Here is a 24,645-nt window from a genome sequence, read left to right on the forward strand (position 1 = left end):
TAATGCTCCGCATCGCATACGCTGAATTTTGTTAAGCAAGGCTCCATCCAGCCGCATTCTTTCGGATGTTGACAAACTCCTGATAAATGCCGGGCTGCTTCAAAAGTTCTTCGTGCGTGCCCTGCTGTGCAATCTGGCCGTTGTCAATGACCAAAATCTGATCGGCATTCTGGATGGTATTCAGACGGTGGGCGATTACGAGAAGTGTCTTGCCCTTTACCAGTTCCGAGATGGCCTCCTGAATATAGCTTTCGTTATCAGTATCTACGCTTGCGGTAGCTTCATCCAAAATGATGATAGGGGCATCTTTCAAGATGCAGCGTGCAATCGAGATGCGCTGCTTTTCACCGCCGGAGAGTGTAGCACCGCCTTCACCAACTACGGTCTGGAATCCATCAGGCAACGCCATGATGAAATCATAGCAGCGGGCCTTCTTAGCAGCTGCATAGACTTCTTCCTCTGTGGCGTCCGGTTTGCCTATGCTGATATTGTTGTAAATGGTATCTTGGAATAAGTACACTCGCTGGAATACCATGCTGATCTGCTCCATCAGCTCTGCCAAAGGCACGTTCCGAATGTCCATACCTCTTATTATTATGCTGCCAGATTTTACATCCCAAAGCCGAGCCAGTAAATTGGCAATAGTAGACTTTCCGCTGCCAGAAGGTCCGACTAAAGCAGTCATAGAATCTTTCTTCATGGCAAAGCTGATATGATGCAGAACTTCTTTGTCCTGATAAGCAAATACAACATCGTTAAACTGAACTTCTGGCTGTCCCGGCTGTGCCTGTGCAGGAAGATGCTGCTTGCCCGTGTCGGGAAGTTCAGGCTCATTCAGGACTGCTTCAATGCGGTCAAGAGCTGCATTCATAACGGTAAGGCGAGATGCTTCCCCATAAAGAGCTTTCAGCGGTCCAAAGAGGTCAAACACAAACAACAGAACACCAAGCACATAGGACAGCGGAAGTGCGCCGCGCTGTTCCAATACAATCGACAAGCCGAAAATCGCCGCAATACCAATGCCGTAAAGGATATTCAGACTCATTGTCCATGGTGTCATTTTCTGCTCAAAAGCAAGGGAGGTGTTTCTGGAACGCTGGAAATTGTCAGTCAGTTCTTCTGATTTTTCGCCCAGCAGGTTGTAGCTCTTGATGACGCCAATGCCCTCCACAAAGGATAGCACCGCATCGGTCAGCCGTTCGCTCTGTTCCTGCCGCTCTGCGGCTTCCCGCAGGGAAACCTTGTTCATTCCTTTTGACACCAGCCATGCCAGAACCGTGACGGCAGCAGCAATCAAACCAAGCTGTACGTTCAAATAAAACATGAATACCAGCAGAATCAAGGAGGACAGCAGATAGCCCATCATGTTGCCCAGCGTACTCATAGCGACTTCTTCAATGAATACCATATCCGTGCTAAGAACAGAGCTGATTTTGCCAATGTTGCCGGAAGTAAAATAGCCCATCGGAAGTTTCCGCAGATGGCTACCCAGTTCCATGCGTTTATCCGCAAACATCAAATATCCTGCGGCACTTTGCAGGCTGTCGCTGAGGTAATGAACAAGAATTTGCACCAACACTGCTGCGGCAAGTCCAAGGCCGATATAAAGGCAAGTCTGGCTGGTCAGTGTGTCAGCTGCAAAGCGGCTTAAAACTACAAAGGCAAGAACGATTGGCATTTTTGACAAAATGGATTCCAAAAACGCACAAACGAATGCACCTTGAATACGGCCTTTATAACGGCCGGAAAGTTTCAAAATTCTTGAAAACATCGCAAACATTTAGGCTCCCTCCTTTGCAGTGTGTACTTTCCATTCGGCACTGTCCTGTGCGGCTTTCCACAATTTCTGATATTCAGGGCAGGAGCGAATCAAATCCTGATGCTTACCCGCTGCTACCAATTTTCCGTGGTCGATGACACAAATTTGATCGGCATTCATAATGGCGGGCAGTTTGTGAGCAATCACCACGAGGGTCTTGCCTTTTACAAGTTCTGCAATGGCTGCTTCCATCTTTTCTTCATTTTCGGGGTCAGCATAGGCTGTTGCTTCATCAAGAACTACAATGGGGGCATCCTTTAAGATTGCTCGCGCCAGAGAAATACGCTGACGCTGACCGCCGGAGAGCATTTTTCCGGCATCGCCTGCCATGGAGTGAATGCCCTGCGGAAGTTTTTCAATGAACTCCATGCACTGAGCTTTCTTTGCGGCCTCTATTACTTCTTCATCCGTTGCAGTCAACCGACCGAGCCGGATGTTCTCCAGCAGAGAAGTATTAAACAAATACTGATCCTGCGCCACATAGGAGATACGACTGTTCAATGCTTCAAGGCTCATATCGCAAAGTTTCTGTCCGCCGATGGAAATGCTGCCCTTTTGCGGGTCATAATAGTGAATCAGCAGTTTTGCCAAGGTACTCTTGCCGGAGCCAGACTCACCGACAAGAGCAGTTTTTTGTCCAGCCTTTGCCGTAAAGGAAATATCATGGAGAACTTCATCCTCAATCACCGCGGGCTTTCCATCCGGGCCGGGCTGTGTTGTCTGGTAAGCGAAAGAAACATGGTCGTAAGTAACGGTGTCATCTATTCCATGGAATCTATCATTCGTCTGCTGAAGTTCCGGCGCATCCAACACCTGCTCCAATGCGGAGATTTTATAGTTGAGCTGGGGCATGGTTGGCAGAAAGCCAAGAGATTTCAGCAGCGGCATACCGATACTCAAAGAAAGACACAGCACCAAAATCAAATTGGGCAGAGCCGACCAGCCGCAGAGGACAAACCATGCACCCACAGGCAGGGTCAGGATGATGGTACAAGGAAGCAGGCTGCTGTAAATCGCCATCCACGGCCATGCCGCCCTATACCATGCCAGTGTATAGTTCCGATAATCTGATATATCTTTGCGGAACCGTTCGTAAGAATCTGCGTCTTTATTGAAAACCTTGACGACTTCCATACCGTTGATGTACTCAATAATGGTATTGTTCATCTTTTGCCCGGCCATATAGTAAGGTCCCATTTTCTTCATACCAACGGAATACATCGTCATCATGGCAACTAAGCTAAGCGGAATGGATGCCAAAGATAACAGTGCCAGCTTCCAGTCTACAAAGAACATTGCCACATAAACTGCAATGGGAACCATCAGGTTGGCGATGCCCTCCGGCATAGAGTGTGCCAGCAGAACTTCCAGACTGTCTACATCGTCCACGAACAGCTTTTTCACGGTGCCAGTGCCTTTGTCCTGAATAACACCCAGCGGCAGTTTTTCAAACCGTTTTTGCAGAGCCGTCCGCAGGCGGAGCAGCGTGTCATAAGCTGCTTTATGAGAGAGATTCAGGCCCCAGCCATAGAAAAGAGCTTGCAGCACCAGACATACCAAAACCAGTATGACATGCTGGATGATAAAGGAAGCAGTGATTGCCTCCCCCATGACCAGCGGTGCAATTACCTGATATGCCAGCACAAAGGGAAAAACACCCAGCAGAACACTGACCAGCACGATGGCTGTTGCAGCATAGAGGCCTTTTTTATGAGGTCCGGCATATTCAAATACTTTTTGGAACATAAGCCCTCCTTATATTGAGCCGTACTGTCTGTGCTTCAAAAACAAGAGGCCGCCAAAGTAAAGCGGCCTCTTATCATTATCTTTCTGTCCAGTCAAGGCGGCCCTGACATTCATAATTTCTAAAATTCACTGGCGGATTCGGAAAAAATCCAAAACCTTTTTACTGCCGGATTCGTCCAATGGATAGCTTTCTTTTATTTGCCCTTTTTCCATATGGACTACATACGAACATCCCGCCATCACCAACTCCGGATCATGCGTAATAACAAGAAGCGTTTTGCCCTGATCCGCGAGTGACTTCAAACTCCGCGCAACTTCCCGCATATGTTTGAGATCAAGCCCGCTGGTTGGTTCGTCAAACACAATGATCTCCCGGTTACTCACAATGGCAGATGCGATCGCTACCCGCTGTTTTTGCCCGCCGGAAAGAGAAAGCGGGTGCCTGTCTTTATATTCCAGCAGATCAAACTGTTTAAGGATTTCATCTGCAACAGTTTCATCCTCGTTGTCCATGCTCAGAAGCACTTCATCCGTCACGCTTTCGGTAAATAGCTGATGGCTGGTATCCTGCATTACCATGTAGCAATGTTTGAGCCGGGCTTTCCAATCAAGGGTTTTCCCGTCAACCTGCAAAAGGCCACACTTCTTTTCCAGTCCGCAAATACAGCGGGCCAGAGTAGATTTTCCAGCGCCATTCAGGCCGATAATGGCAATCGTTTCTCCAACAGGCAGTTCAGCACTCGGAATATGGAGGCTTTCCGGTTCCCGCTTTTTATACGCAAAGCAGAAATTTTGAAATTCCATCAGTTTAGCTGTATGCGCCTGATACTGATTCGCGGGTTTCAACTTCGAGAGAGAAAACGGCCGCAGCCCCATTTCTTTTCGAGTGCTATCCGATAAACTGTCAAATTCAGCAGGCGTGTATTCCCGTTCAATCTCCCCATCTTTTACATACAGCACACGATCTGCAAGATCGTGAAGGTAGTAAAGGCGGTGTTCTGCAATCAGAATTGTTTTGCCCTGCTTTTTCCAGAGGCTCAAGACCTGCCGCAGGTCATCAATAGCAGCCATATCCAGATTAGAAGATGGTTCGTCAAGGACCATAATTCCCGGCAGCAATACACTTGATGAAGCACAGGCTATTTTTTGCTTTTCGCCCCCGGACAGAGCAAACACGCTTCGCCCCATCAAATCTTCAATATGATAATCGGAAACTGTACGGTCAATCCTTTTCAGGATATCTTCCTGGGGATAGCCTAAATTTTCACAGGCAAAGGCTAATTCACTATCCGTATCCACGTTGAAAAACTGACTTTTGGGATTCTGGAATACAGATCCCACCATAGCAGCCAAGTCATAAAGCGGCGTATCTGATACGCTTTTTCCGTCCAGAAGGACATCGCCCTCTAAATTACCTTCGTAATAATGAGGCACCAGCCCGTTTACCAAACGGGTAATCGTTGTTTTCCCGCAGCCGGATTCTCCCGTGAGTAAAACAAATTCCCCTGTGTTTATGGTGAGATTGACATTTCTAATCCCTCCGCCGCTGGATTCTTCACCATAAGAAAAAGAAACATTTTGAAAATCTATCATGGCAAAATCCCTCCTGCGGAAATTATCGGGGAAGCAATCGCCCAAACCACTACAAAGCAACAAAACAAGATCAGCACCACATCGGCAAAACTGAATTTAAGCTGGCAAATGTTTGTGCGTTTGACAGGAGCGCCGAGGCCACGGGTAATTGCCGCGGCGGAAAGTTCCTCACCGATTTTCACGGAGCAGGTAATCATCGGGATCAGCTTATACTCCAATATTTTTGAAGGTTTTTTCCCTCCAAGTTTAATCCCACGCATTTTCATAGCGTCACTGATTGCTTCTGACTCCTGAAAGACAGTTGGAAAGAAGCGGAACATGACCGTTAAGGGAATCGTCACTTCTTTAGGCATATGGATTCTTTCCATGCCGGAAATCAATTCACTGACCGTTGTTGTTTTCACTGCATAGGCAGCAATCGCAACACTGGGAAGGATTCGGCAGAAGAATCCTGTTGTAAACAGAACGAGGAAATTCAATATTCCCGTAAGGTGCGGCAAAACATAAATTTGAACAGCATAAAAAGCAGAAAACATAGCAATATAGCCCACAGCTTTTGCACATTGTTTCGAGGTAAGCAGCAATATAGCCGGAACCGTACAAAGAACAAGGCGGATCAGCCCCATAGCTTCTCCGCCTGTTCCACCCATGACAAAAATGCTTATGATGAAGATGAGCAACAGTTTTGTACGCGGATCGAGCCGTAGCCCTTGTTCTGTTTTTTTGCTGAGCAGAATTTCCCGCGCCATTATGCAATACCGGCACGCTGGAAGTGCTTTTTGCAAATGGCTTTCCCAATCATACCTCCGACAAGGCCAAACACAAAGCAGGCAACCAGCAGAATAGGCGCAATCCACATAGGCATATATGTATTAAGGGTAGCTGCATATTCAGCGCCGTATCCTTCAGTCAACATTACCATATAGCTTTCACGGTTCAGGAAAATGGGAGCAAAGTTGCCAAACACCCAGATGCTGAACACGCCGCAGGAAAGAACTGTACTCTTTGCACTTTTGTAGTCCGCCTTTTTCAGGATCACGTCGGCCAACAGGCCGCCAACAAGACCAGTTACCATAGTAAGATAGCCGTTGCCGAAGAACACCATGATTAGGCCAATCAGGAAACCCATGATTGCAGTCATCCCGAATTTTTTAGCCTTTGTAACATACAGCATATAGGGGATGCCGCCAATCAAAGGGCACAGCACCGCCATCAGCGGAATAAAAACGGGGATAAAGCCAAGCATCGCCACCAGCATAACAATCACGACATAGATGACGGTGTAGATGCCGATAGTAATTAAATCTTTTCCCTCAAGCCGGGAACTTTTTTTCTGGGAACTCATACCAGTATCCTCCTTATCTCTGAGAAAATGAAAATGCGATGTAGTTAGCTTTTTCTAACCACACCACATATAATAGCAATTTGCGCCCACGATTCCAACCCAAAACCAATTTTATTCTACCCAAAATCAGTATTTTTGCGTTTATCCAATCGTAGCTTCTGCTTTATAGTTTTTCGGATTCACTCCGTATTTCCTTTTGAACGCCGCTGCGAAATTGCTTGCTTTTGAATATCCCACCAGTATAGCCACCTGGCTGACATTCAAATTACTTTCTAACAGCAGGCTTGCCGCCTTTTCTAACCGCTGGTCGATGACATACGCATGAACCGATGTTCCGAACAGGGAGGAAAAGCCCTTCGTCAATTTTGAAGTGCTGATATTGACCTGCCGCGCCAATTCCTCGCAGCTCGGAGCCAGGGCAAGCTGGCTGTCAATAATTCGCTTTGCCTCTATGATGGAATCCCGGTCACTTCTGGAAATTGCAACGTAGGTTGACGCGAGAATACTCAGCTCCAGGACCTCGCTCAAATATACCGACAGCAACTCAAAGACCTTGCTTTCCAGAAACAGGTATCCCAACCCGCCGCGATATTGCGTGAAGTCTTTCAGCTCCGCAAAAATGTGTTCCATATAGGGCGTGATATTCACCTTTGATATGCCGTCCAATAATTTTTTCTGATAGACCTCAATCTCACCGGCCTCAAAGTAGTCATTCAGAATCTTATAGAAATAGGATCGAGGTATTTTCACATTTTTGAAAAGGAAATCGCTCTTTTTAGAATAGCACAGATATTCCATTTTCCCGTGGCCGCGATAAATACAGGATTCACCCTTTTGTATACTGGCACTTTGCCGGTTGTCTGCAATATTCCAGGAAACGCCGTCATTGAAGCAGAACAGCATTTGTATGTATTCTTCACTGCTCACTCCCTGCACGTTCATATCCGAAAAGTAATTCATTCTCCAGTCTGAAACAACTGCTCCCTGTTTCGTGACGATCTGCGAAATCTGACCGGTTCCCATGTCTGTCGGAATATCTATGGTGATCGTCTGCGGTGAATTAGAGAGCAGATCACGATAAAGATTATTCATGTATTGATTTGTCATGTATGAGTGCCCTCCTTATGGTTAGCTAAAGCTAATAACAGTTTACAACACCAACCCGGAAAAGTCAATTTGTATTCCTTGTGTAGCCAGAGCCATGATGGATCACACCATGAATGGAGGTTCAGCCGTGGCCTTTTTCTGTTTTTCTTTGCGGATACAGCCATTTTACCCTTTCCAGATTGTAGTATTAGTAGAGGGAGAAATAGAAGGTAGGGTTTCGATAGCAAGCAGTGCAGACGTATATACATCTGCTTATTTTGCGCTGCAAAATGCTTGTTGGGGAGTGCCCCAAACCCCTTTGATCTGCATTTCTCAATGCAGGCTGCGCGTCCCGGCGGGAAGCTTTTTACCCGGTGATGCTCTCCGGGTCGTTGAGGACTTGCATGAGATAGAAAGCGGCTTCTGCAAGAGAATCGTACTTCATCTGGTCCGGGACAGGCGCATCCAGAAGCGTAATGCCCCATTCCTGCATACATTCCGCAAGCTCCTGTTGTGCTTGCAATGCAGCCTCCCGGCGCACCTCCGGGGTCACTGCGTCGTCCAAAACGTAGTCAACATTAAATTTTCCATTGCGGTCCTCGGTCAACTCCACCATGGAGTAATGCTCCTCCCAGTAGTGGCAGTACCAGACCCTGCCGCCAATTTCCTCCATGTCGGAGCGCAGATCTTCTGCATCGTTCCATTGCGAAATCTCGGAAAGAATGCTTTGCAGCTGCTCATACGCTTGCTGTTCGGCGGGGGTGACTTTTTTGCAACGGTATTCCCGCTGGATGGTGCGCTGCCAGTACAACGCCAACTTTCCCTGTTTTGCCCGCTCGATCGCATCCTGAATGTCGGCTAAAATGCTGTACCGTGGTTCTCTCATCTTAACACTCCCAAAATCAACTCTTTAGGAAACAATACATCCTATAAGAATGATTATAGCCGAAAGGAATGCAAAAGAAAAGCGCATCGGCCAAATTTCAGCCGATGCGCTTGCAAAGTTTGTGATTTATTCTTCGTTTGTGAGGTAGGGGAGATTGCTGATATAGGTATCCAGTAAATCGAGGGCTGCTTTTTTCTGGATGGGGGTCAAGCCTTCCAGTCGCTTGCGGATCTCGTCGTCGGTCACATGAGATGCACTGGGCACCAGATCACACAACAATGTGTCTGCGGAAATATTCAGAGCGTTCAGAAGTTTAACAATGGTGGCAAGGCCGGGTTCCTTTAAGCCGCGCTCTACCATGCCGATATAGTTGGAGGAAAGCTCGGATTTTTCCGCAAGTTGTTCCAGCGTCAACCCATGCTTTATACGCTGCTCCCGCAGTCTCTGTCCAAAAAGCTCTTTCATAGTGCAACCTCATCCTATCGTGTTCTTTACACTCCATAGGATACCTGTTAAACGCATTAACATACACAATCGAAAGAGATGAACAATTCCGCTAAAGATTGAACTAACGAAAAAAAGATTGCCAGAAGCGGACCTCTTACGGTCAACTCCCGGCAATTTGTTCTTATCGAGCCTGTTCGTTCTCCTGCGCTGGCTTTTCTTCCGCAAAAAATCGTTCCACGTTTTTCTGTGCCCGAACCAGTTCCTGCATCTCGTCCCGTGCTTTGCGGTAGTCCGGGTAGGCAGCTTTCTTTTTTGTCAGCAGTTCTGCAAACTCCGCATCCAACTCCTTGACCTTCGGCAGCTTTTGCAGCCCGGCTTCGTCAAAGGCAGCTTTCGCTGCCTTGTGCAGGGTGATCTCCTCCCGGTGGGCTTCCAAAAACTTTTTACTGTACCCTGACTTGCGGTACGCATCATAGACCGGGCGGGTCTTGGCATAGTTGATGATGTGAGTTTTCAGCACGGCGATTTCGGTCAACCTCGCTTCTGCCGCTTTGATGGAATCCCCCATAGCATGATAGCGTTCCGTTGCAGCTGCTGCACGTTCCCGCAGTTCCTCGGCACTGCTGATTTTCTGTTCCTGCAAGAACAGCAGCGTCTTGGACATCTCTTTCAGGTTGAATTTGGTTGCCCACTTTTTGTAGCCGACACTTTTGCCCTCTGCCATTTTCCCCTGAATATCCACCAGCAACTGGAAGGGCTGCTCTTTGGGTGGCTTCTTCTGGTACGGTTGGTGTTTCACCTTGCCCTCCAGCACCGCCTTGATCTCATCCTCGCCATAGCCGGTGCCCAGTGTACGGAACCGGATAAAACGTTTCTGCCCCTTGCTCTTTACCGCCGTGTGCTTGCCACGCTTCACCTCATAGCCCTGCTGCTCCAGCTTTTGCAGAAACGCTTCGTAATCTCCCGGCTTTTCTGCGAGAATAGTGTCGATGGTTCCGCACAGGCGGTCACGATTGCTCTCCTTGGGTGGGTAGAGAACACGCTTCTGCCGCTCCCGGTAGGGTTTCTTCTCAATGACAGACAACTGGTGCTCTAAGCAGATCAGGTCGCTCAACCGCTGCACAGCCAACGCCGAAAAGAAAAAATCCCGGAACTTTCTGGTGCCATCCAACGCTGTGGAGTTGAAGATTACATGGTTGTGGATGTGCTGCCGGTCCGTGTGCGTTGCCACCACAAAGGCGTGTTTGCCCTTGGTAAAGCGCATGGCCAGTTCGTAGCCCACTTTGTTGGCTTCCTCTGCGGTGATCTCGCCCGGACGAAAGGACTGCCGGATCTGATAAGCGATGACATCGCTTTTTTGCCTGCGTCCATTTACAAGGTCGTACTGCCGCTTGGTGAGCATAAATTCTTCATCTGCCGTCAGGGTGCTGCAGGCATAGCTGCTGACAAACTGCCCTTGCTCAGTCTTGTCTGGGTTTTCGATATAGTCTGTGCGATTTTTCAGGCAGGCCGCAACGGTCATGCCCTTGTTTTTGTGCAGCGCAATCAACCGTGTTGCTGCCAGTGTCATCACCCCCTACAAAAAGAAAATGCCGCACATTGGCGGCATCAAGATCATTTGGATAATTTTTCGTGATCGGCAGCACCTGCCAGATACATGGCTTCCTGCCGAACACTTTCCAATTCGTTGCTGATTGCATCCAATTCCAGATAGAGGCTCCATGCTTCTTCGCTGATAAGAGCTTTCAACGCAATCTCTGCGGCAATCTTTTTCTGGATCAGTGCACGATATTCATCATCGTCTGCAAGTTGTCGTTGCAGAATATCTTTCAGATTTTCCCAATAATAGTCGGTCATAGCATCTGTGTCCATCGAATCCCTCACAATCCGGCAACCCAGCCATTAAAACGCTCCGCCGCATCCACGATCAAAGCCCCCATGAAGATCAGCGCAAAGCAGCCAAACTCTGCCACCAGCAAGATCAAAAACTGCAGCCACTCCTGACAATAGAGAGTATAGAGGCCGCAGCCGAAAATATACAGCATGGGCAGTGCCAGCACAAACGCCGACAGGTTCAGCGTCCATTTCAGCATCAGTACCAGAAATGCACTCAGGAGAACCACAGGAAATAGGAGAACCCTTGCTACAAATTTCATATTGACACCGCCTTTCTGCTTTCAGTATATGGATAGAGCATGAGCCTGTCAATGGTGTTGCCGCCTATGTACCCCCGCAGCCCTCCAACTGCGGGGAGAAATTTAGAGATCAGCCAGCCGGGAAAGGATCTGCCGACCAATCTCAATCAGTTCATCCAGCCGCTGCCGCAGGTCCTCCATGTCGGTGGCATAGACCCGACCATTTTCATTGGCGGCTTTGGCGTACTGGTTCAGGTTGTTGCTGCACATCTGCAAGAGATATGCCATGCGTTGCAGTTCTTTCAGGTCGAGATGCAGGCAGTAACCATCCAGTGCCATCTTGCGGATATACGCACTCAGGCTGCGGATGCCCATGCCCAGCATCTTTTCATAAATGCGGTTCTTCTCGGCTTTTGTGGTTCTCAGGATGATGATCTCATCCCGCTTTTCTTTCACCGGGCATCACCGTCCTTGTCGTAATAACTGCGGAAGGGCTTCACTGGCTCCGGCTGATTGGATTTTTCTCCCAGCGCAGCCAGCACGGACGGACGAGTTGTGGGAGTTTCTTCTGTTTTTTCGGGAGAATCCTGTGCCGAACTGCGATCAATGTTCAGCAAGGCGTTCAATTCAGCAAGTCGGGCAGACTTTTCAGCCAGTTCTTCCTCCTGTACGAAGGGCTTTGCCACTTCAACCTCTGCGGCCCGCTTTTGCTGTTCAAGGTTTTGCAGGGCATTTTCGGCATCTGCAATACGGTCAGCGAAATTGTCGATGGCATTGTCCAGACGAGTGATATTGCCGCGCGCATCATCGCCCAGCGACACCGGGTAACTCAACTCTGCCCGGAGTACGGCCTGATGCTCATTTTTGAAGCTGTCGAATCGAATGTTCAGTTCAAACCCACGGTAGGTGCCCAGCAGCATCATATCAGCATTGGGCATCTCCTGCCGAGCCAGCAGCAGCCGTTCGCCTGCAGCCTTTTTGTCATCGTACACCATGCCCTTGATGGTCATGCCGCAGAAGTTTTCTTTGTCCTGCGGGTGTGCTACTGCAATCTGTGAATCCTGTTGTAAAGCAGCAATGCGGGTTTTCTGTTTCTGGATCTCCTCCGGGAAAGTTTTGAGCAACTTATCCTCCAGACGATATTTCTGATTCTGGAAGTCTCCGCGCAGCACCTTCAATTTTGCTACCTGCACGTCCAAGTCCATCTTTTCCCGGATGCGAGGGTCGCCTGCACACAGAGCCTTGATTTCTGCGTAAGATAAAGCCTGTTCGTCAATATCATCGCAAGATCGCATAGGCGATTTGCTCGTCATGATCTGCGAGATAAACTTCTGTTTATTCTCAAGGGTCTGATAGAGGTAGGCGTCAAATGTCGATTCCGTGACGTAGTTATAGACGTAGACTTGTTTGTTTTGATTGCCTTGGCGGATGATTCTGCCGTTGCGCTGGGTCATATCAGACGGACGCCAGCCTACATCCAGATGATGCACCGCCACAAGCAGCGTCTGGACGTTGGTGCCAGCTCCCATCTTTGCAGTGCTGCCCAGCAGCACACGCACCCGTCCGCTGCGTACCTTGGAGAAAAGTTCTGCTTTCTTGTTCTCCGTATCTGCGTTGTGGATGAACTCGATCTCCTGTTCGGGCACACCGGCGTTGAGCAGCTTGGTGCGAATATCATCATAGACGTTGAACGAACCGTCCCCCTTGGGAGTAGACATATCGCAGAAAATCAGCTGGGTCAGCTTCTGCTCCTTGGTGTCGTTCCAGATGCGCAGGACGTTGTTGACGCAGGCATTTAACTTGCTGTTGGGGTCATCGGGCAGAGCGGAATTCATCAACCGCTGATCAAGACCGATTTTGCGGCCATCCGACGTAATTTTCAACATATTATCCACAGAAGGGTCAACAGAACCGCTGTGGACTTCGGCTGCACGTTCGCTCAACGCCTGCACCATGTCCTGCTGGATTTCCGAAGGCTTGACCACTACGGTTTCAAATTTAGCTTGGGGCACTGGCAGGTTCAACTGGTCGCTGGTCTTGATATCCGCCGCTTCTTTGAACATCGCCATCAGTTCAGGAAGATTGAAGAACTTAGCGAATCTTGTTCTTGCCCGGTAGCCGGTGCCTTCTGGGGCAAGTTCGATGGCGGTAGTAGTTTCGCCAAAAGTCGATGCCCATGCGTCAAAATGGGTCAATCCTTTCTGTTGCAAGGTGTTGTACTGGAGATAGCGCATGAGGGTGTACATCTCGGTCATGCTGTTACTCAGGGGCGTACCCGTTGCAAAAATCACGCCACGGCCTCCGGTGATTTCATCCAGATAGCGGCACTTGCCGAACATATCGCTGGATTTTTGCGCCTCGCTCGTACTCAAACCTGCGACATTACGCATTTTCGTGTACAAGTAGAGGTTCTTAAACGCTTGGCTCTCGTCCACAAACAACCTGTCTACGCCCAATTGTTCAAACGTAACCACATCATCTTTACGGTCTGTGCCTTGCAGCTTTTCCAATTTCTGTTTCAAAGACTTGCGCAGCTTTTCCAGCTGCTTTACCGTGAAATGCTCACCAACCTGTGCTTTCGCTTCTTCGATGGCCTCCTCGATTTCATCCATCTGTTCCTGAATCAGACGCTCCTGTCGTTCTGCGGACAAGGGTATCTTTTCAAACTGGCTGTGTCCGATGATAACCGCATCATAATCACCGGTCGCAATTTTCGCACAGAATTTTTTGCGATTACCCGGTTCAAAATCTTTCTTGCTGGTAACCAGCAGCTTTGCATTGGGGTACAGGCGTAAAAATTCGCTGGCCCATTGTTCCGTCAAATGGTTTGGCACAACAAAAAGACTTTTCTGGCACAAGCCCAGACGTTTCAGTTCCATAGCGGAAGCCGCCATCTCAAAACTCTTGCCGGCACCGACTTCGTGCGCCAAAAGGGTGTTGTACCCATACAGCACATGGGCAATCGCATTGCGTTGATGCTCTCGCAAATTGATCTCCGGGTTCATGCCCACAAAATGAATGTGGGAACCATCGTATTCACGGGGGCGGGTGCTGTTAAAAAGCTCGTTGTACTTCTTCACCAATAAGGCACGCCGCTGAGGGTCTTTCCAGACCCAGCCAGCGAACGCATCCTTGATGGCCTGCTGTTTCTGCTGGGCGAGGGTGGTTTCGTTTTGATTCAGCACACGCTTTTCTTTCCTATCCTCCTCGATGGTATCATAAACGCGGCTATCACGCAAATTCAAGGTGTCTTCCAAAATCTTGTAAGCATTGGCCCTGCGGGTACCGTAGGTTTCGGTGGCCATAATGTCACCAAAGCCAGTAGCAGATTTATTGCTGATTCGCCATTCGGAAGTGTAAGGGGAGTAGCGAACGGTGATGGCATTGTTGTAGCGGATACGATAGGGCGGCTGAAAAGTTTCCATCATAAACTGCTGCACGATGGAGGGGGCAAGCCAAGTGGCACCCAAACGCACATCAATTTCAGATGCCTCCAGATCTTTGGGCTGTGCCTTGGTCAGTGCGTCCACATTAACCTTGAACTCCGGGTGACTTTCCGCAGCGAGCTGTGCCATCCGCAGCTTATCGCGTACATTACCCGAAAGGTATTCGTCCGCTGTTTGCCAGCCGGCTTCCGGGTCGTCAGCATCCGCAGCAGGGTCTTTGAAGATCACGCCGGAGAGTTCGGTGGTGATGCGCTCATAGTTGCCGGGAGTGCCCAGCAGTTCTGCCATATAAGGCAGATCAACCTTACCATGCTCCCCGATTGACACTGCCAACGCTTCGCTGGGGGTATCCACGCTGGTGACAACACGCTCTGGTCGAATCGTCCGCTTGGTGAACATATCTGCCTTGGACTTGAGATTTTTATTCTCGTCCAGATTCTCCAGTGAGCAGAGCAGATAGTAGGAACTGTCATCATCGAACAGGCGGGCATTTTTCTTGTCGTTGATCAGCCCGTATTTTGCGGTAAAGGCATCATAGGCGGCATTCAACTTGGCCTGCGATGCCTTAATGTCCTCGTCCGGGAAGTCATTCAACTGCTGCTGAATCAGTTCGTTGACGATCTGCCGCAACTCCACCATACCAGCTACACGGCCTTTGGCGTTGTCGGACAGTTCGATCTGCGTCATGATAGAGTTCTCTCGGTAGTAGATCTCGCCATCAACAACCGTATAGCTAAAATTCTTCACAGTCGGGTCTGCGGGCAGCGTTTTGCGCTGTGCTTCCGCATCTGCGACGTCCGGGGCAGCAATCTCCACTGCAGTGTAATTGCCCTCGATGTGCTGCACCGCCTCGGCAAGCTGGTCTGCAAGGTTTGCACCCTCGATGGGAGCAACGGTCAGGTCGTGACCGTACTGGGTGCTTTCCAGTGTCAGCTGTCCCAGCACCATCTCCGGGTGGTCTACGAAATACTGGTTGATGGCAAAGCCATCTTCGGTCTTACCGAGCTGCACCCATGCAGGTTCGATGTCCGCAGGGCGGTCACGCTTCTGCAAAAAGATAATATCGCTGACAACATCCGTACCAGCGTTGGCACGGAAAGCGTTGTTGGGCAGACGAATGGCCCCCAGCAAATCGGCTCGTTCTGCCATGTGCTTGCGGGCAGAAGAATCTTTACTGTCCAGCGTGTAACGACTGGTGACAAACGCCACCACGCCGCCCGGACGCACTTGGTCAATGGCCTTGGCGAAAAAGTAGTTGTGGATAGAAAATCCCAGCTTGTTATATGCCTTATCGTTGACCTTGTACTGACCGAAAGGCACATTGCCCACCGCCAAATCGTAGAAATCACGGCGGTCGGTAGTCTCAAAGCCAGCCACGGTAATGTCGGCCTGCGGGTACAGTTTTTTCGCAATGCGCCCGGTGATGCTGTCCAGTTCCACGCCGTACAGCCGACTGTCTGCCATGCTGGAGGGCAGCATTCCAAAGAAGTTGCCCACACCCATAGACGGTTCCAGAATATTACCGGACTTAAAGCCCATCTTCTCGACCGCATCATAAATAGAGCGAATCACCACCGGGGAGGTATAGTGGGCGTTCAGGGTGCTGGAACGGGCGGCGGCGTATTCGTCCTTAGAGAGTAGCCCTTTCAACTCTGCATATTCCTTTGCCCAACTATCTTTGCCGGGGTCAAAGGCATCTGCCAGACCGCCCCAGCCCACATACTGCGCCAGCACCTGCTGCTCCTCGGCGGTGGCACCACGGTGCTCATCTTCCAGCTTGAACAGGGTGCGAATGGCTTCAATGTTCCGGGCATATTTCTGCTTTGCACCGCCCTCGCCCAGATGGTCGTCCGTAATGTGGAAGTTTCCGGCAGGTTCCGGCGCAGGTTCGGCATTTAGGGCTTCATCCAAGGCAGCGGCATCCGGGAATGTCCGAACCTTTCCGTCCATCACGGTAGAGATAGGCAGCTTGTCCAGTTCTTCGTCCGACAGTTCTGGCTCGACCTGCCGCAGACCGTCCTCGAATTGTCGTTTGTTGATAACCTCATTATCCCACGACTGCCCCTGCGCGCTGGTGTCGATGCGAACATCCGTTTCGCCCACATAGCCGATTTTCCCTTCGATGGTTCGTGTAGGAAAATCAACGATAACATTGTCACCGACCTTGTAATCGGGCAGGAGGGATTCCATCGTGTCCTGCTCCTCGTACAACTCCCGGACAAGCGCCAGCGGTTTCTCCCGGAAAATTGGCATCCGCATTTCTGCCAGAGCCACATCCTGCAAGGTAACGCTGTCCTTATCGAAGTTGACCGTATCCACCCGGAAGGCGCGCCCCTCCATGTGGACGGTAGCACCCAGCGGCAGATAATCCTCCCGGCGCAGATACTTGGTCTGGTGGTGGGTGCCGTCCTCGTTCAGCCCGGCAAGGTAAATATTTTCACCGCACTGCCACAGCTGCTTGGCACGGTATGCCCACTGGTCGCGGGGAAAGCCGGTGACCGGGACGGTGCCCAGTGCCGTTTCCTTTTCCAGCAGTTTGCCGTCCAGAAGTTCGCAGATTTTTAGGGCATCCTCGCCGTAAAATTCAAACTGCCCGTTCTGCTCAAAGCCTACCAGCGCATCCGGGTACTGCTCTTTCAGGGCGTTGTACTCGGTGGCGGCATCCAGCGGCAGCAGTGCCGGGCGTTCTTCCGCTTTGCTGTGGTAGTGCTCCAGTTCTTCGTCCGTGACGCTGACCAGTTCCGAGAAATCCAGAGCTTCCAACTCGGTTTCGGTCAGATCTTCCAGACTTTCGTACTGCCGCTCGTCGATCAGCACCTCGCCCAGATACCGCTCTACCCGGTATCCCACCAGATCTACGTTGACCTGAATGGGAATTTCCTCATCGGTGGCGTTGGTGTAGGCAATACCGATCTTGGACAAATCAGAAAAGTCCGGCTCTGAGTCGTATTCCTCCTGACAAAATTTCCAGATCAGGTTTTTGGCACGGGTCAGGTCGGCATCCGGTTTTACGCTGACGGGCGAAAGGGGCGTGTAATGCTCCTTTTCTCTATCCGTCAGATAGCGGTCGGACTGGACCATCAGGTCGATATACCGTTCCACCTGCGTCCAGCTTAACGTGAATTTCTTGTGTTCGGGGTAATGGTCAAATTCCATTCCTCTCCCGTCGTGGTTCACAAAGCCCCGGCTTCCGTCCAAAAAATCGTGGGAGTGCCCGCCGATGCCGTACTCTTTTGCCAACGCTTTGGCACGGAGATTACGGTCAGGCTGGGTCTGGTACAGCGCCATAATGCGCTGTTTACCACCCATAAATCCCGAACCGTGCTTGCACAGTTCGTTCTCAATTTCCGCTTGAGATAACGAAAAAGCGGAGGGCGTTTTTTCGCTCTCCGCTTGGTCGATTTTTTTAATTTGCTCAGCTTCGGTGGGGATGTGGGCATCGAAGAAACTTAGCTGTAGATCAGTTCCGTCAACACCAGTTCCTCGGTCTGCGCTTTCAGGCTGTTCATGTGCTGTACCCACGCCAGCTGATTCTGCTCCTTGTCCGGGGCAGGGGTCTGTTTCAAGAGCTGTGCCATGGTCTGCTGCATCTGGCTCTCTGCCGTCTGCTCCACCTCCATCAGATGCGGGTACAGGCTCCCGTTCAGGAGCATCGAGTTGTACAGTACCGGGCGATGCTCCTTCAGGTACGTCCGGCGCAGCCTGCCGTACTTGCCCAGCGGCTTCCGGGGCTGGTTCAGGGTCAGGTTCGGGAGAAGGTAATCCCCGACGGTCGAGTAGGTCACGTTCCTGCTGTTCGTATTCATATTGGCTCCTTTCTGCATTGCGGCGGCGAATGGTGGTTTTCACGGTGCGCTCGATGTTCCGCAGCACCTCCCGGCTCATGTCGCTGACGGCTGCGCCGAGGGCGTAAACGGCATCCGGGGTGGAAAACTCGTGGATGGCTCGGAAATCGTCTTTATCGAACCACCCGGCAGGCTCAAAACCGCATCGTTCCAGCAGCGTGTAGGTGACACTGATGGTGGCGGCGCTTTTGAACTGCATCTCCACTCCGGCTTCATCATAATCCATCAGGAGCGAGCCGTCAACGATGGCGCGGATGTCGCCGCCGTTGTTGTCCCAGTAATCTGCCACCAGTTTCCCGGCAACATCTGCGAGCTGCTGACTGACACGCTCCCCACTGATACCGTAGGTGTCGGCGAGCATTTCCGAAACCGGCTGCACCAAATCGGGACCGAGCTGCCACACCTCCGGGTCACGTGAATTGCGGCGCACCCCGGTGTCCGACACATCGAAAACGTAGTGCAGGCGCGGGAATCCGCTGGATTCGTCCAGCAGGGCGATGCCCTTAGAGCCACGCCTGACATAGCGGTTCATCCGGTTGCGCCAAATGTCAAATTCGGCGCAGGCGGTGGCATCGGGCCGCTGGGCGTAGATCATCAGCTGGTCTGCAAAGGGGTACTTGTACAGCCGGGATGCGGTGATCAGGTAGTCCGTCCAGCTTTCCCAGTATCGGGTCAAGCCGTTGGCTGTGCGCTGGGCAAGGGCGAGATATTCTTCGGTTTTGCTTGGCATTTTGGCCTCCTTTTTCAGATTTTAGGGTATAAAAATAGCGGGCAACCGGTTTGTGGTTGCCCGCAGAGGGTATGTAGTGATTTGGTTATTCGTCAAACTGGAAGTTGTCTCAATCGAACAGCGTTGCCGCATTTGGATTTTCATACGAGTCAAAACACATCAAAATTTGTTCTTTTGTGCATTTTTCTACAGCAAGGTCAGATGGGAGATTGTTTTTATCAAAAAATCTAATTTCTGTAGTTTCAATATTTTTTTCAAACTCTCCACCTTCATACCTGCACAGAACAAAAATCTTCACTACTCCATAAGCATAATTCACCACATTATGCTTTCGCCAATCTTGAACTGCAATTATTTTTTCGGATATTACCGAAAATCCTGCTTCTTCCCGCACTTCTTTTTCCGTATTGGATATAACAGACTGGTCTACATCGCACCACCCTCCCGGCAATGACCATGTACCATTATTTTCATGTACAAGCAGAATTTTACCGTCAACAAAAACTGCAGCCCGTGTATCTACTTTTGGTGTCTGGTAGCCAGATTCATTACAAAACAAATCGAAAATTTTATTTACCGGAATATCCGTTTTCAGGGACAGCATTTCTGCTGCAATCTGTCTCAATTCCTCATAACGCTCTCTGTCATATTTATCTTTCCCATACTGAAGCCCAGCCTGAGCAATACTTTGAATACGAATTGCAAACTCAACCCATTTATCATTCATATAGTTTATTACCTCCACAACTTCCGAGTTGTCGAGTTCAGTATACCACACTGAACTGCATTGGAAAAGAGGATATGTACGCCGCCCGCAGGCGGCGAAGATCAGTCCAGTGGAAATTCCAGTTCGGCAAACTCTGTATCCGTCAGAAGTTTCAGCTTTTCAATAACGCCCTCCGACAGTTCCCGCAGAGCGGTCTCGTCCGGCATCAGGTAACACTGCATGAGCCGCAGTTCGTGGATAAGCCCCAGCCGGGTGCCGGTGTTGTAGAGCATCATCAGCATGAGTTCCTCGTGATTAAAGTTCATGCGCATCCCTCACTTTCCGGCATCCGGTTGGGTTGCACTCCGGGGCATCACACTTCTCTTTGAGCGTTTGCAGAACAGAGGTACGTTCCGGCTGCTTGTCCAGAAACCCCTGTAAATCTTTGAAGCCGATGCTGTCCACATAATGCACAGACACCTCGCCATTGCGTTTGAGTGCGATCACATCGCTGACCGACAGGCTGTGTCCCTCAAAATCCTGCGGACGGGAGAGGTTGAACATCTGAAACAGTTCTTCCAGAACCTCGTCGCTCGGCACATCCTGCCACATGGCGGGCAGATCAGCATAGTAGGTGAGCTCGTAATGCTCCGGGTCGGGTGTTTTGCCTCGACGATTCAACTCCCGCATAGAAGCAAATCTTTCATCGAAGATTTTTTCGTCATGCCGCAGCTGCATCACCATATAAACATCGCACCCTGCGTTCAGAAATTTCTGCGGGATGTCCGCCATGGGTTCGCCGTCAAAATTCTGGTTCCATTTTTGCTGCATCGCCCACCTCACAGTTCCGGCGCAGAACGTACAGACGGTTTTGGCACAGACGTATCGCTTGCCAGTTCTGCCAGCTTTTCCAGTGTGGAAGAGCGATGGTCTGCACTCCGTTCCTCGGCTTCCGCAACTTTATCCATAACGGCATCGTAGTCCTGCAACAGCCGCCGCCCCTTTTCCATGTGGTGCGCTTCCAGAATCTGCTCACGAGCTTCCTGAATGGTCAGTTCCGGGGCATCCAGCTGCCCACCGTCCATTACGGAATAATCACTGTGGTAAATAGTGTAGTCCCATCCATCTTCACAGGACTGGATTGCAAGGTAGCCTTTGCCGCCCAGTTCCCACGCCGCCTGCTCGTCCTGTGTCTGAATCTCCGGGTAGAAGTCGGCATGGTTCCGCTCCATGACCTCGGCAAACTGGCAGATGTGGAACACATTGCCCAAACCGCCCATGTCAAAGTGGTAATCATCCAGATGCTCCACCCGTGCCGTAAAACTGCGCCCATCCGGGTAATCCACCTGAATCACGCCGCCATCTGGAATGCGATAGAGGTCATCATAGTGGCTGTTGATGAGACGAATATCCTTCGGCAGCGTTTCCGGCTCCCAGATGCACCGCCTGCCGATGCCCGCCTGCGGGATGTTTTCGAGGATTTTTACGCTTTCCTGTTGGATGGCCTTACGGTCATCGTCCGAAAGTTCAAACAGATACCAGTTCCGGGCGGCAGGGATGGTGTTTTGTCCGCCTGGCGGCAGATTCTTTTCCGAGATCTGCCCACTTTCCAGCGGCTCGCCAGTTACCTTGTTATAAGTGGCAAAGCCGACCCCTGCGCCATTCTCTCGCAGATGCAAGTATTTGTCGCCATTGATGAGATAAACAGCTTCTTTGGTTTGTTCCATCAGCACCCACCTTCAAATTCCAGAGAAAACCTGCTGCGGCCATCAGCTTCACAGGACAGCAGGATGGTGGCATTGTAGGTCTTGCCCTTGGCGCTCTTGCAGTCCTTCAGGCGGACCCGACCATCCCGCAGCAGCTTGTCTGCCACATGAGTGTCCAGACGCTTGCCCAAACGCTTGAAGAACGCATTGTCCTTCCACAGCACGAAACGGCACTCCCGGTTCTCGCAGAACCAGCCCTTTTCGCGCTCCACGACAGGCTTCCCACAGTTCGGACAGACACCAATAATCTTGCTTTTCATAAGTACATTCGCTCCTTTTTTCATTTCCGTGTTCTTTACCAGTTCGGTAATCATCGTATTGATCTCAGTCATAAATTCACCCGGCTCCATTTCGCCACGCTCGATTTGCAGCAGTTTCGCTTCCCAGTCAGCCGTCATATCCGCAGACTGAATCTCTTCGGGCATTACGGTGATGAGGGCTTTGCCCTTGTCGGTGGGCAGAAGCACCTTGGTTTTCTTGGTACCTTTCCGTTCCAGAAAGCCCTTCTGTACCAGTTTTTCAATGGTGGCGGCTCTGGTTGCCGGAGTACCGATACCCTGACGCTCCACGCCCTCCGGCATACTGTCCGCACTTGCGGTTTCCATAGCGTGCAGCAGGGTGTCCTCGGTAAAATGCTTCGGTGGGGACGTTTGGCCCTCCTTTAGCTCGGCGTTGAGAATACCGCACTCGTTTTCTGCCGCATTGGGCAGGGCGGTGAGTTCCTGTTTTCGATTTAGAATGTCTGCCAGTACCTTGCGTTCCACCGCTTTCCAGCCTTCCTCCAGAACCTCCTTGCCCTTGGCGGTAAATTCCTCCTCGGCACATTCGGTGGTCAGCAGGGTTTCCAGATAACGGAAGGGCTTGCTTACCGCCATCAATGTCCGGGCGATGATGAGTTTTAAGACGTTCTGCTCCCCTTTGGGCAGAGCATCCAAATCGGCTTGCAGCATACTGCGGGTGGGCAGGATGGCGTGATGATCGTTGACTTTCTCCCGGTTAATGGTGCGCCGTGTCCGGGGCACAGCTTCGTCCACATCTTCCGGGGTAATGTCGAGAAAAACCTCCAGTGCCTCGGTCAGTTCTTCCAGCATTTCCTCGTCATCGTCGGTGATATAGCAGCTATCAGTTCGGGGATAAGTGGTAAGTTTCTTCTCATAAAGGCTCTGCACATAGTCCAGCGTCTGCTGTGCGCTGTATCCCAGCAGGCGGTTTGCATCCCGCTGAAGGGTGGTAAGGTCGTACAGCGGCGGTGGATTCTCGGACTTTTCCTTGCGGGTGATGCGCTGGATCGTTGCCACCATCTCCTTTCGACAGGCTTCCAGCAGGTTCTCTGCAACGGTTTTTTCAGGAATGCGGCGGCTGGATGCCGTGCAGCCACTGGTCAGTTCCAGATCCACCGTGTAGAATTTCTCCGGCACAAAGGCGGCGATGGCGGCTTCCCGCACCACGGTCATAGCGAGCACCGGGGTCATAACACGCCCCACTGCCAAGGGCTGGTTGTACAGACACGAAAAAAGCCGGGAAGCGTTGATGCCGACCATCCAGTCGGCACGTTCCCGGCAGAGTGCTGCGTTGTACAGCGCATCGTATTCAGTTGACGGTTTCAGGTGGGCGAACCCTTCTCGGATAGCGTTTTCCTCCATGCTGGACAGCCACAGGCGGGAAACAGGCTTCTTACATCCAGCCTGTTCATAGACCAGCCGAAAGATCAGTTCTCCCTCCCGGCCGGAATCGCAACTGTTCACCACAGTATCAACGTCTGCCCGGTGCATCAGCTTTTGCAAGATGCCAAACTGCTTTTTGGTGGACGCAGACACCAGATACTGCCACTTTTCCGGCAGGATGGGCAGATCTGCGATGCTCCACTTGACGTATTTGGCATCGTAGATGTTGGGCGGTGCCAGTTCCACCAGATGACCAACACACCAGCTGACGAGATAGCCGTTGCCCTCAAGGTAGCCGTCCTGCCGGTTGGTCGCACCGAGAACTTTTGCATAGGACATGGCCACCGATGGCTTTTCTGCTACAACTAGAATTGAAATAAGCGTTCCCTCCAATCTGTTTTCATTTGGATATGTACGGCGGCAAAATGCCGCCTTAAAATCAGATGGGTTCGGTATCTTCCTCACCGGGTTCCTCCGGCTCGTCCTCGGTGGGAATCTCAAAGTCGCCCTTGTCCTCGGTGTAGTTTGCATCAGGGTCAAGGGCTTCTTTTTCGGCCTGCTTTTTCTGCTTCTGCTTGGCGAAAGCGTAGAAGCCGCCGCCTGCCGCCAGTGCGATCAGCACGACCACACCCAGAAAGCCGGATGCGATCTTTGTGACCTTGTTTTCCTTGGGCTGTTCCTCGCCGGATGCTGCCGCTTCTTCGGCGGCTTTTTTCGCTTCTTCCTCGGCTTTCAGCCTGTCCTGTTCCGCCTGCGCCGCTGCTTCTTTTTCAGCGGTGTAGGCATCGGCGGCATCCTCTTCCATCAGAGCCAAAAGGTCGGCTTCGTCCACCAGATTCATAAAGTGGACGGTCTGTTGCCCTTTGGCGTTGCGGTCAATGACCAGATAAAAGGTCGCACCCGACTTCGACACCAGCGTGATGAACTGCTGACCGCTGCCATCGGAATAGTCGGTGTGGTAGTCGTCTACCAGCGTCAGATTGCCCTCCGGGGTCAGGGCACCAGAGGTTTCGTCCGTGACGGTGACAACATCTTCCTCCACGACTTCCGGCAGAACCGGCTGCTCCACCGGGGCAGCTTCGCCTTCAAAAGCAAAAGCAGGAGCCGCCATGCCAGCGCACAGTGCCGCCGATACCAGCAGCGCGCCCAGTTTCTTAATCTTCATCTGCATCGACCTCCTTCTCGAAAGTTGCACCCACGGCAGACAGCGCAGCCGGGTTCGGGGTGGCGGTAGCTGACTGCCGCAGCAGAGCAGCAAGCTGTTCCGGCGTGACTTTTGCAGTCCGCACCATCTCGTTGACCTCGGCGGAATCCTCCTCCTGAATGCGCCGCTCCAAAATCTCGATACGATTGTTCAGTTTGATGCGGCGTTCCTTCTCTTTTGCCAACATCGCCCGCAGCTTATCCGATTTTTCGCTCATAAAACTCCTC

At 51.0% G+C, this 24,645-nt stretch carries 22 protein-coding genes; 1 reads left to right on the forward strand and 21 read right to left on the reverse strand.

From position 1 onward, the window contains the following. Positions 1–31: 31 nt before the first annotated feature. The 14 genes from MTP36_RS05690 to MTP36_RS05755 form a co-directional block, all read right to left on the reverse strand. Complete coding sequence (locus MTP36_RS05690) at positions 32–1,780, reverse strand: ABC transporter ATP-binding protein (protein ID WP_249254057.1); 1,749 nt, start codon at positions 1,778–1,780, stop codon at positions 32–34. Then, positions 1,781–3,565, reverse strand: a complete 1,785-nt coding sequence (locus MTP36_RS05695) for an ABC transporter ATP-binding protein (protein ID WP_249254059.1) — start codon at positions 3,563–3,565, stop codon at positions 1,781–1,783. Between the two features lie 126 nt (positions 3,566–3,691). Continuing rightward, a complete protein-coding gene (locus MTP36_RS05700; RefSeq protein ID WP_097776308.1) occupies positions 3,692–5,158 on the reverse strand; it encodes an ABC transporter ATP-binding protein in 1,467 nt (488 codons plus the stop codon). Beyond that, on the reverse strand, positions 5,155–5,907 hold the full coding sequence (locus MTP36_RS05705) for an energy-coupling factor transporter transmembrane component T (protein WP_097776307.1): 753 nt from the start codon (positions 5,905–5,907) through the stop codon (positions 5,155–5,157). Before MTP36_RS05705 ends, MTP36_RS05700 begins: the two co-directional genes overlap by 4 nt. Next, positions 5,907–6,503: an MptD family putative ECF transporter S component gene (locus tag MTP36_RS05710; RefSeq protein ID WP_097776306.1), complete on the reverse strand. Its 597-nt coding sequence runs from the start codon at positions 6,501–6,503 to the stop codon at positions 5,907–5,909. The genes MTP36_RS05705 and MTP36_RS05710 overlap by 1 nt, the downstream gene beginning before the upstream one ends. A gap of 141 nt (positions 6,504–6,644) precedes the next feature. Continuing rightward, on the reverse strand, positions 6,645–7,610 hold the full coding sequence (locus MTP36_RS05715) for a helix-turn-helix domain-containing protein (protein ID WP_249254061.1): 966 nt from the start codon (positions 7,608–7,610) through the stop codon (positions 6,645–6,647). A gap of 346 nt (positions 7,611–7,956) precedes the next feature. Next, positions 7,957–8,475 carry a hypothetical protein gene (locus MTP36_RS05720; protein ID WP_249254063.1) on the reverse strand — a complete coding sequence of 173 codons (519 nt, stop codon included), beginning with the start codon at positions 8,473–8,475 and terminating at the stop codon, positions 7,957–7,959. A 126-nt stretch (positions 8,476–8,601) separates the two neighbouring features. Further along, positions 8,602–8,940 (reverse strand): helix-turn-helix domain-containing protein, encoded by a 339-nt coding sequence (locus tag MTP36_RS05725; protein ID WP_055191373.1) that lies wholly within the window; start codon positions 8,938–8,940, stop codon positions 8,602–8,604. Positions 8,941–9,103: 163 nt separating this feature from the next. After that, positions 9,104–10,486, reverse strand: a complete 1,383-nt coding sequence (locus MTP36_RS05730) for a relaxase/mobilization nuclease domain-containing protein (RefSeq protein ID WP_249254402.1) — start codon at positions 10,484–10,486, stop codon at positions 9,104–9,106. Between the two features lie 50 nt (positions 10,487–10,536). Continuing rightward, complete coding sequence (locus MTP36_RS05735; RefSeq protein ID WP_249254065.1) at positions 10,537–10,779, reverse strand: hypothetical protein; 243 nt, start codon at positions 10,777–10,779, stop codon at positions 10,537–10,539. A 23-nt stretch (positions 10,780–10,802) separates the two neighbouring features. Beyond that, positions 10,803–11,078 carry a hypothetical protein gene (locus MTP36_RS05740; RefSeq protein ID WP_055191361.1) on the reverse strand — a complete coding sequence of 92 codons (276 nt, stop codon included), beginning with the start codon at positions 11,076–11,078 and terminating at the stop codon, positions 10,803–10,805. Positions 11,079–11,180: 102 nt separating this feature from the next. Then, positions 11,181–11,513: a plasmid mobilization protein gene (locus MTP36_RS05745; RefSeq protein ID WP_249254067.1), complete on the reverse strand. Its 333-nt coding sequence runs from the start codon at positions 11,511–11,513 to the stop codon at positions 11,181–11,183. Continuing rightward, positions 11,510–17,791: a DEAD/DEAH box helicase family protein gene (locus tag MTP36_RS05750; protein WP_442900287.1), complete on the reverse strand. Its 6,282-nt coding sequence runs from the start codon at positions 17,789–17,791 to the stop codon at positions 11,510–11,512. The genes MTP36_RS05745 and MTP36_RS05750 overlap by 4 nt, the downstream gene beginning before the upstream one ends. A gap of 161 nt (positions 17,792–17,952) precedes the next feature. Continuing rightward, positions 17,953–18,309, reverse strand: a complete 357-nt coding sequence (locus MTP36_RS05755; RefSeq protein WP_249254069.1) for a TnpV protein — start codon at positions 18,307–18,309, stop codon at positions 17,953–17,955. Between the two features lie 130 nt (positions 18,310–18,439). On the opposite strand from MTP36_RS05755, the gene MTP36_RS05760 reads away from it, so the two are divergent. Further along, positions 18,440–18,766: a hypothetical protein gene (locus tag MTP36_RS05760; protein ID WP_249254070.1), complete on the forward strand. Its 327-nt coding sequence runs from the start codon at positions 18,440–18,442 to the stop codon at positions 18,764–18,766. 421 nt (positions 18,767–19,187) lie between these two features. Here the strand turns inward: MTP36_RS05760 and MTP36_RS05765 are convergent, their stop codons facing one another. The 7 genes from MTP36_RS05765 to MTP36_RS05795 all read right to left on the reverse strand — a co-directional run bounded on the left by MTP36_RS05765 (position 19,188) and on the right by MTP36_RS05795 (position 24,635). Further along, entirely contained in the window at positions 19,188–19,805 is a 618-nt protein-coding gene (locus MTP36_RS05765) for an NUDIX hydrolase (protein WP_249254072.1), read from the reverse strand. Between the two features lie 101 nt (positions 19,806–19,906). Further along, positions 19,907–20,110 carry a transposon-transfer assisting family protein gene (locus MTP36_RS05770; protein ID WP_249254073.1) on the reverse strand — a complete coding sequence of 68 codons (204 nt, stop codon included), beginning with the start codon at positions 20,108–20,110 and terminating at the stop codon, positions 19,907–19,909. Beyond that, the gene (locus MTP36_RS05775; protein WP_249254075.1) at positions 20,100–20,615 is read right to left on the reverse strand and encodes a YodL domain-containing protein; all 516 of its coding nucleotides are present in this window, start codon (positions 20,613–20,615) and stop codon (positions 20,100–20,102) included. The genes MTP36_RS05770 and MTP36_RS05775 overlap by 11 nt, the downstream gene beginning before the upstream one ends. An 8-nt stretch (positions 20,616–20,623) precedes the next feature. Next, positions 20,624–21,511, reverse strand: coding sequence for an LPD16 domain-containing protein (locus tag MTP36_RS05780; protein ID WP_249254076.1), 888 nt, complete (start codon positions 21,509–21,511; stop codon positions 20,624–20,626). Then, positions 21,511–23,553, reverse strand: coding sequence for a DNA topoisomerase 3 (locus tag MTP36_RS05785; protein ID WP_249254078.1), 2,043 nt, complete (start codon positions 23,551–23,553; stop codon positions 21,511–21,513). Before MTP36_RS05785 ends, MTP36_RS05780 begins: the two co-directional genes overlap by 1 nt. A 100-nt stretch (positions 23,554–23,653) precedes the next feature. After that, positions 23,654–24,385 (reverse strand): DUF4366 domain-containing protein, encoded by a 732-nt coding sequence (locus MTP36_RS05790; RefSeq protein ID WP_249254080.1) that lies wholly within the window; start codon positions 24,383–24,385, stop codon positions 23,654–23,656. Beyond that, positions 24,369–24,635 (reverse strand): DUF4315 family protein, encoded by a 267-nt coding sequence (locus MTP36_RS05795; RefSeq protein ID WP_097771853.1) that lies wholly within the window; start codon positions 24,633–24,635, stop codon positions 24,369–24,371. The genes MTP36_RS05790 and MTP36_RS05795 overlap by 17 nt, the downstream gene beginning before the upstream one ends. Positions 24,636–24,645: the final 10 nt, after the last annotated feature.

The organism is Faecalibacterium sp. I4-1-79 (assembly GCF_023347235.1).
Taxonomy (GTDB): Bacteria; Bacillota; Clostridia; order Oscillospirales; family Ruminococcaceae; genus Faecalibacterium; species Faecalibacterium tardum.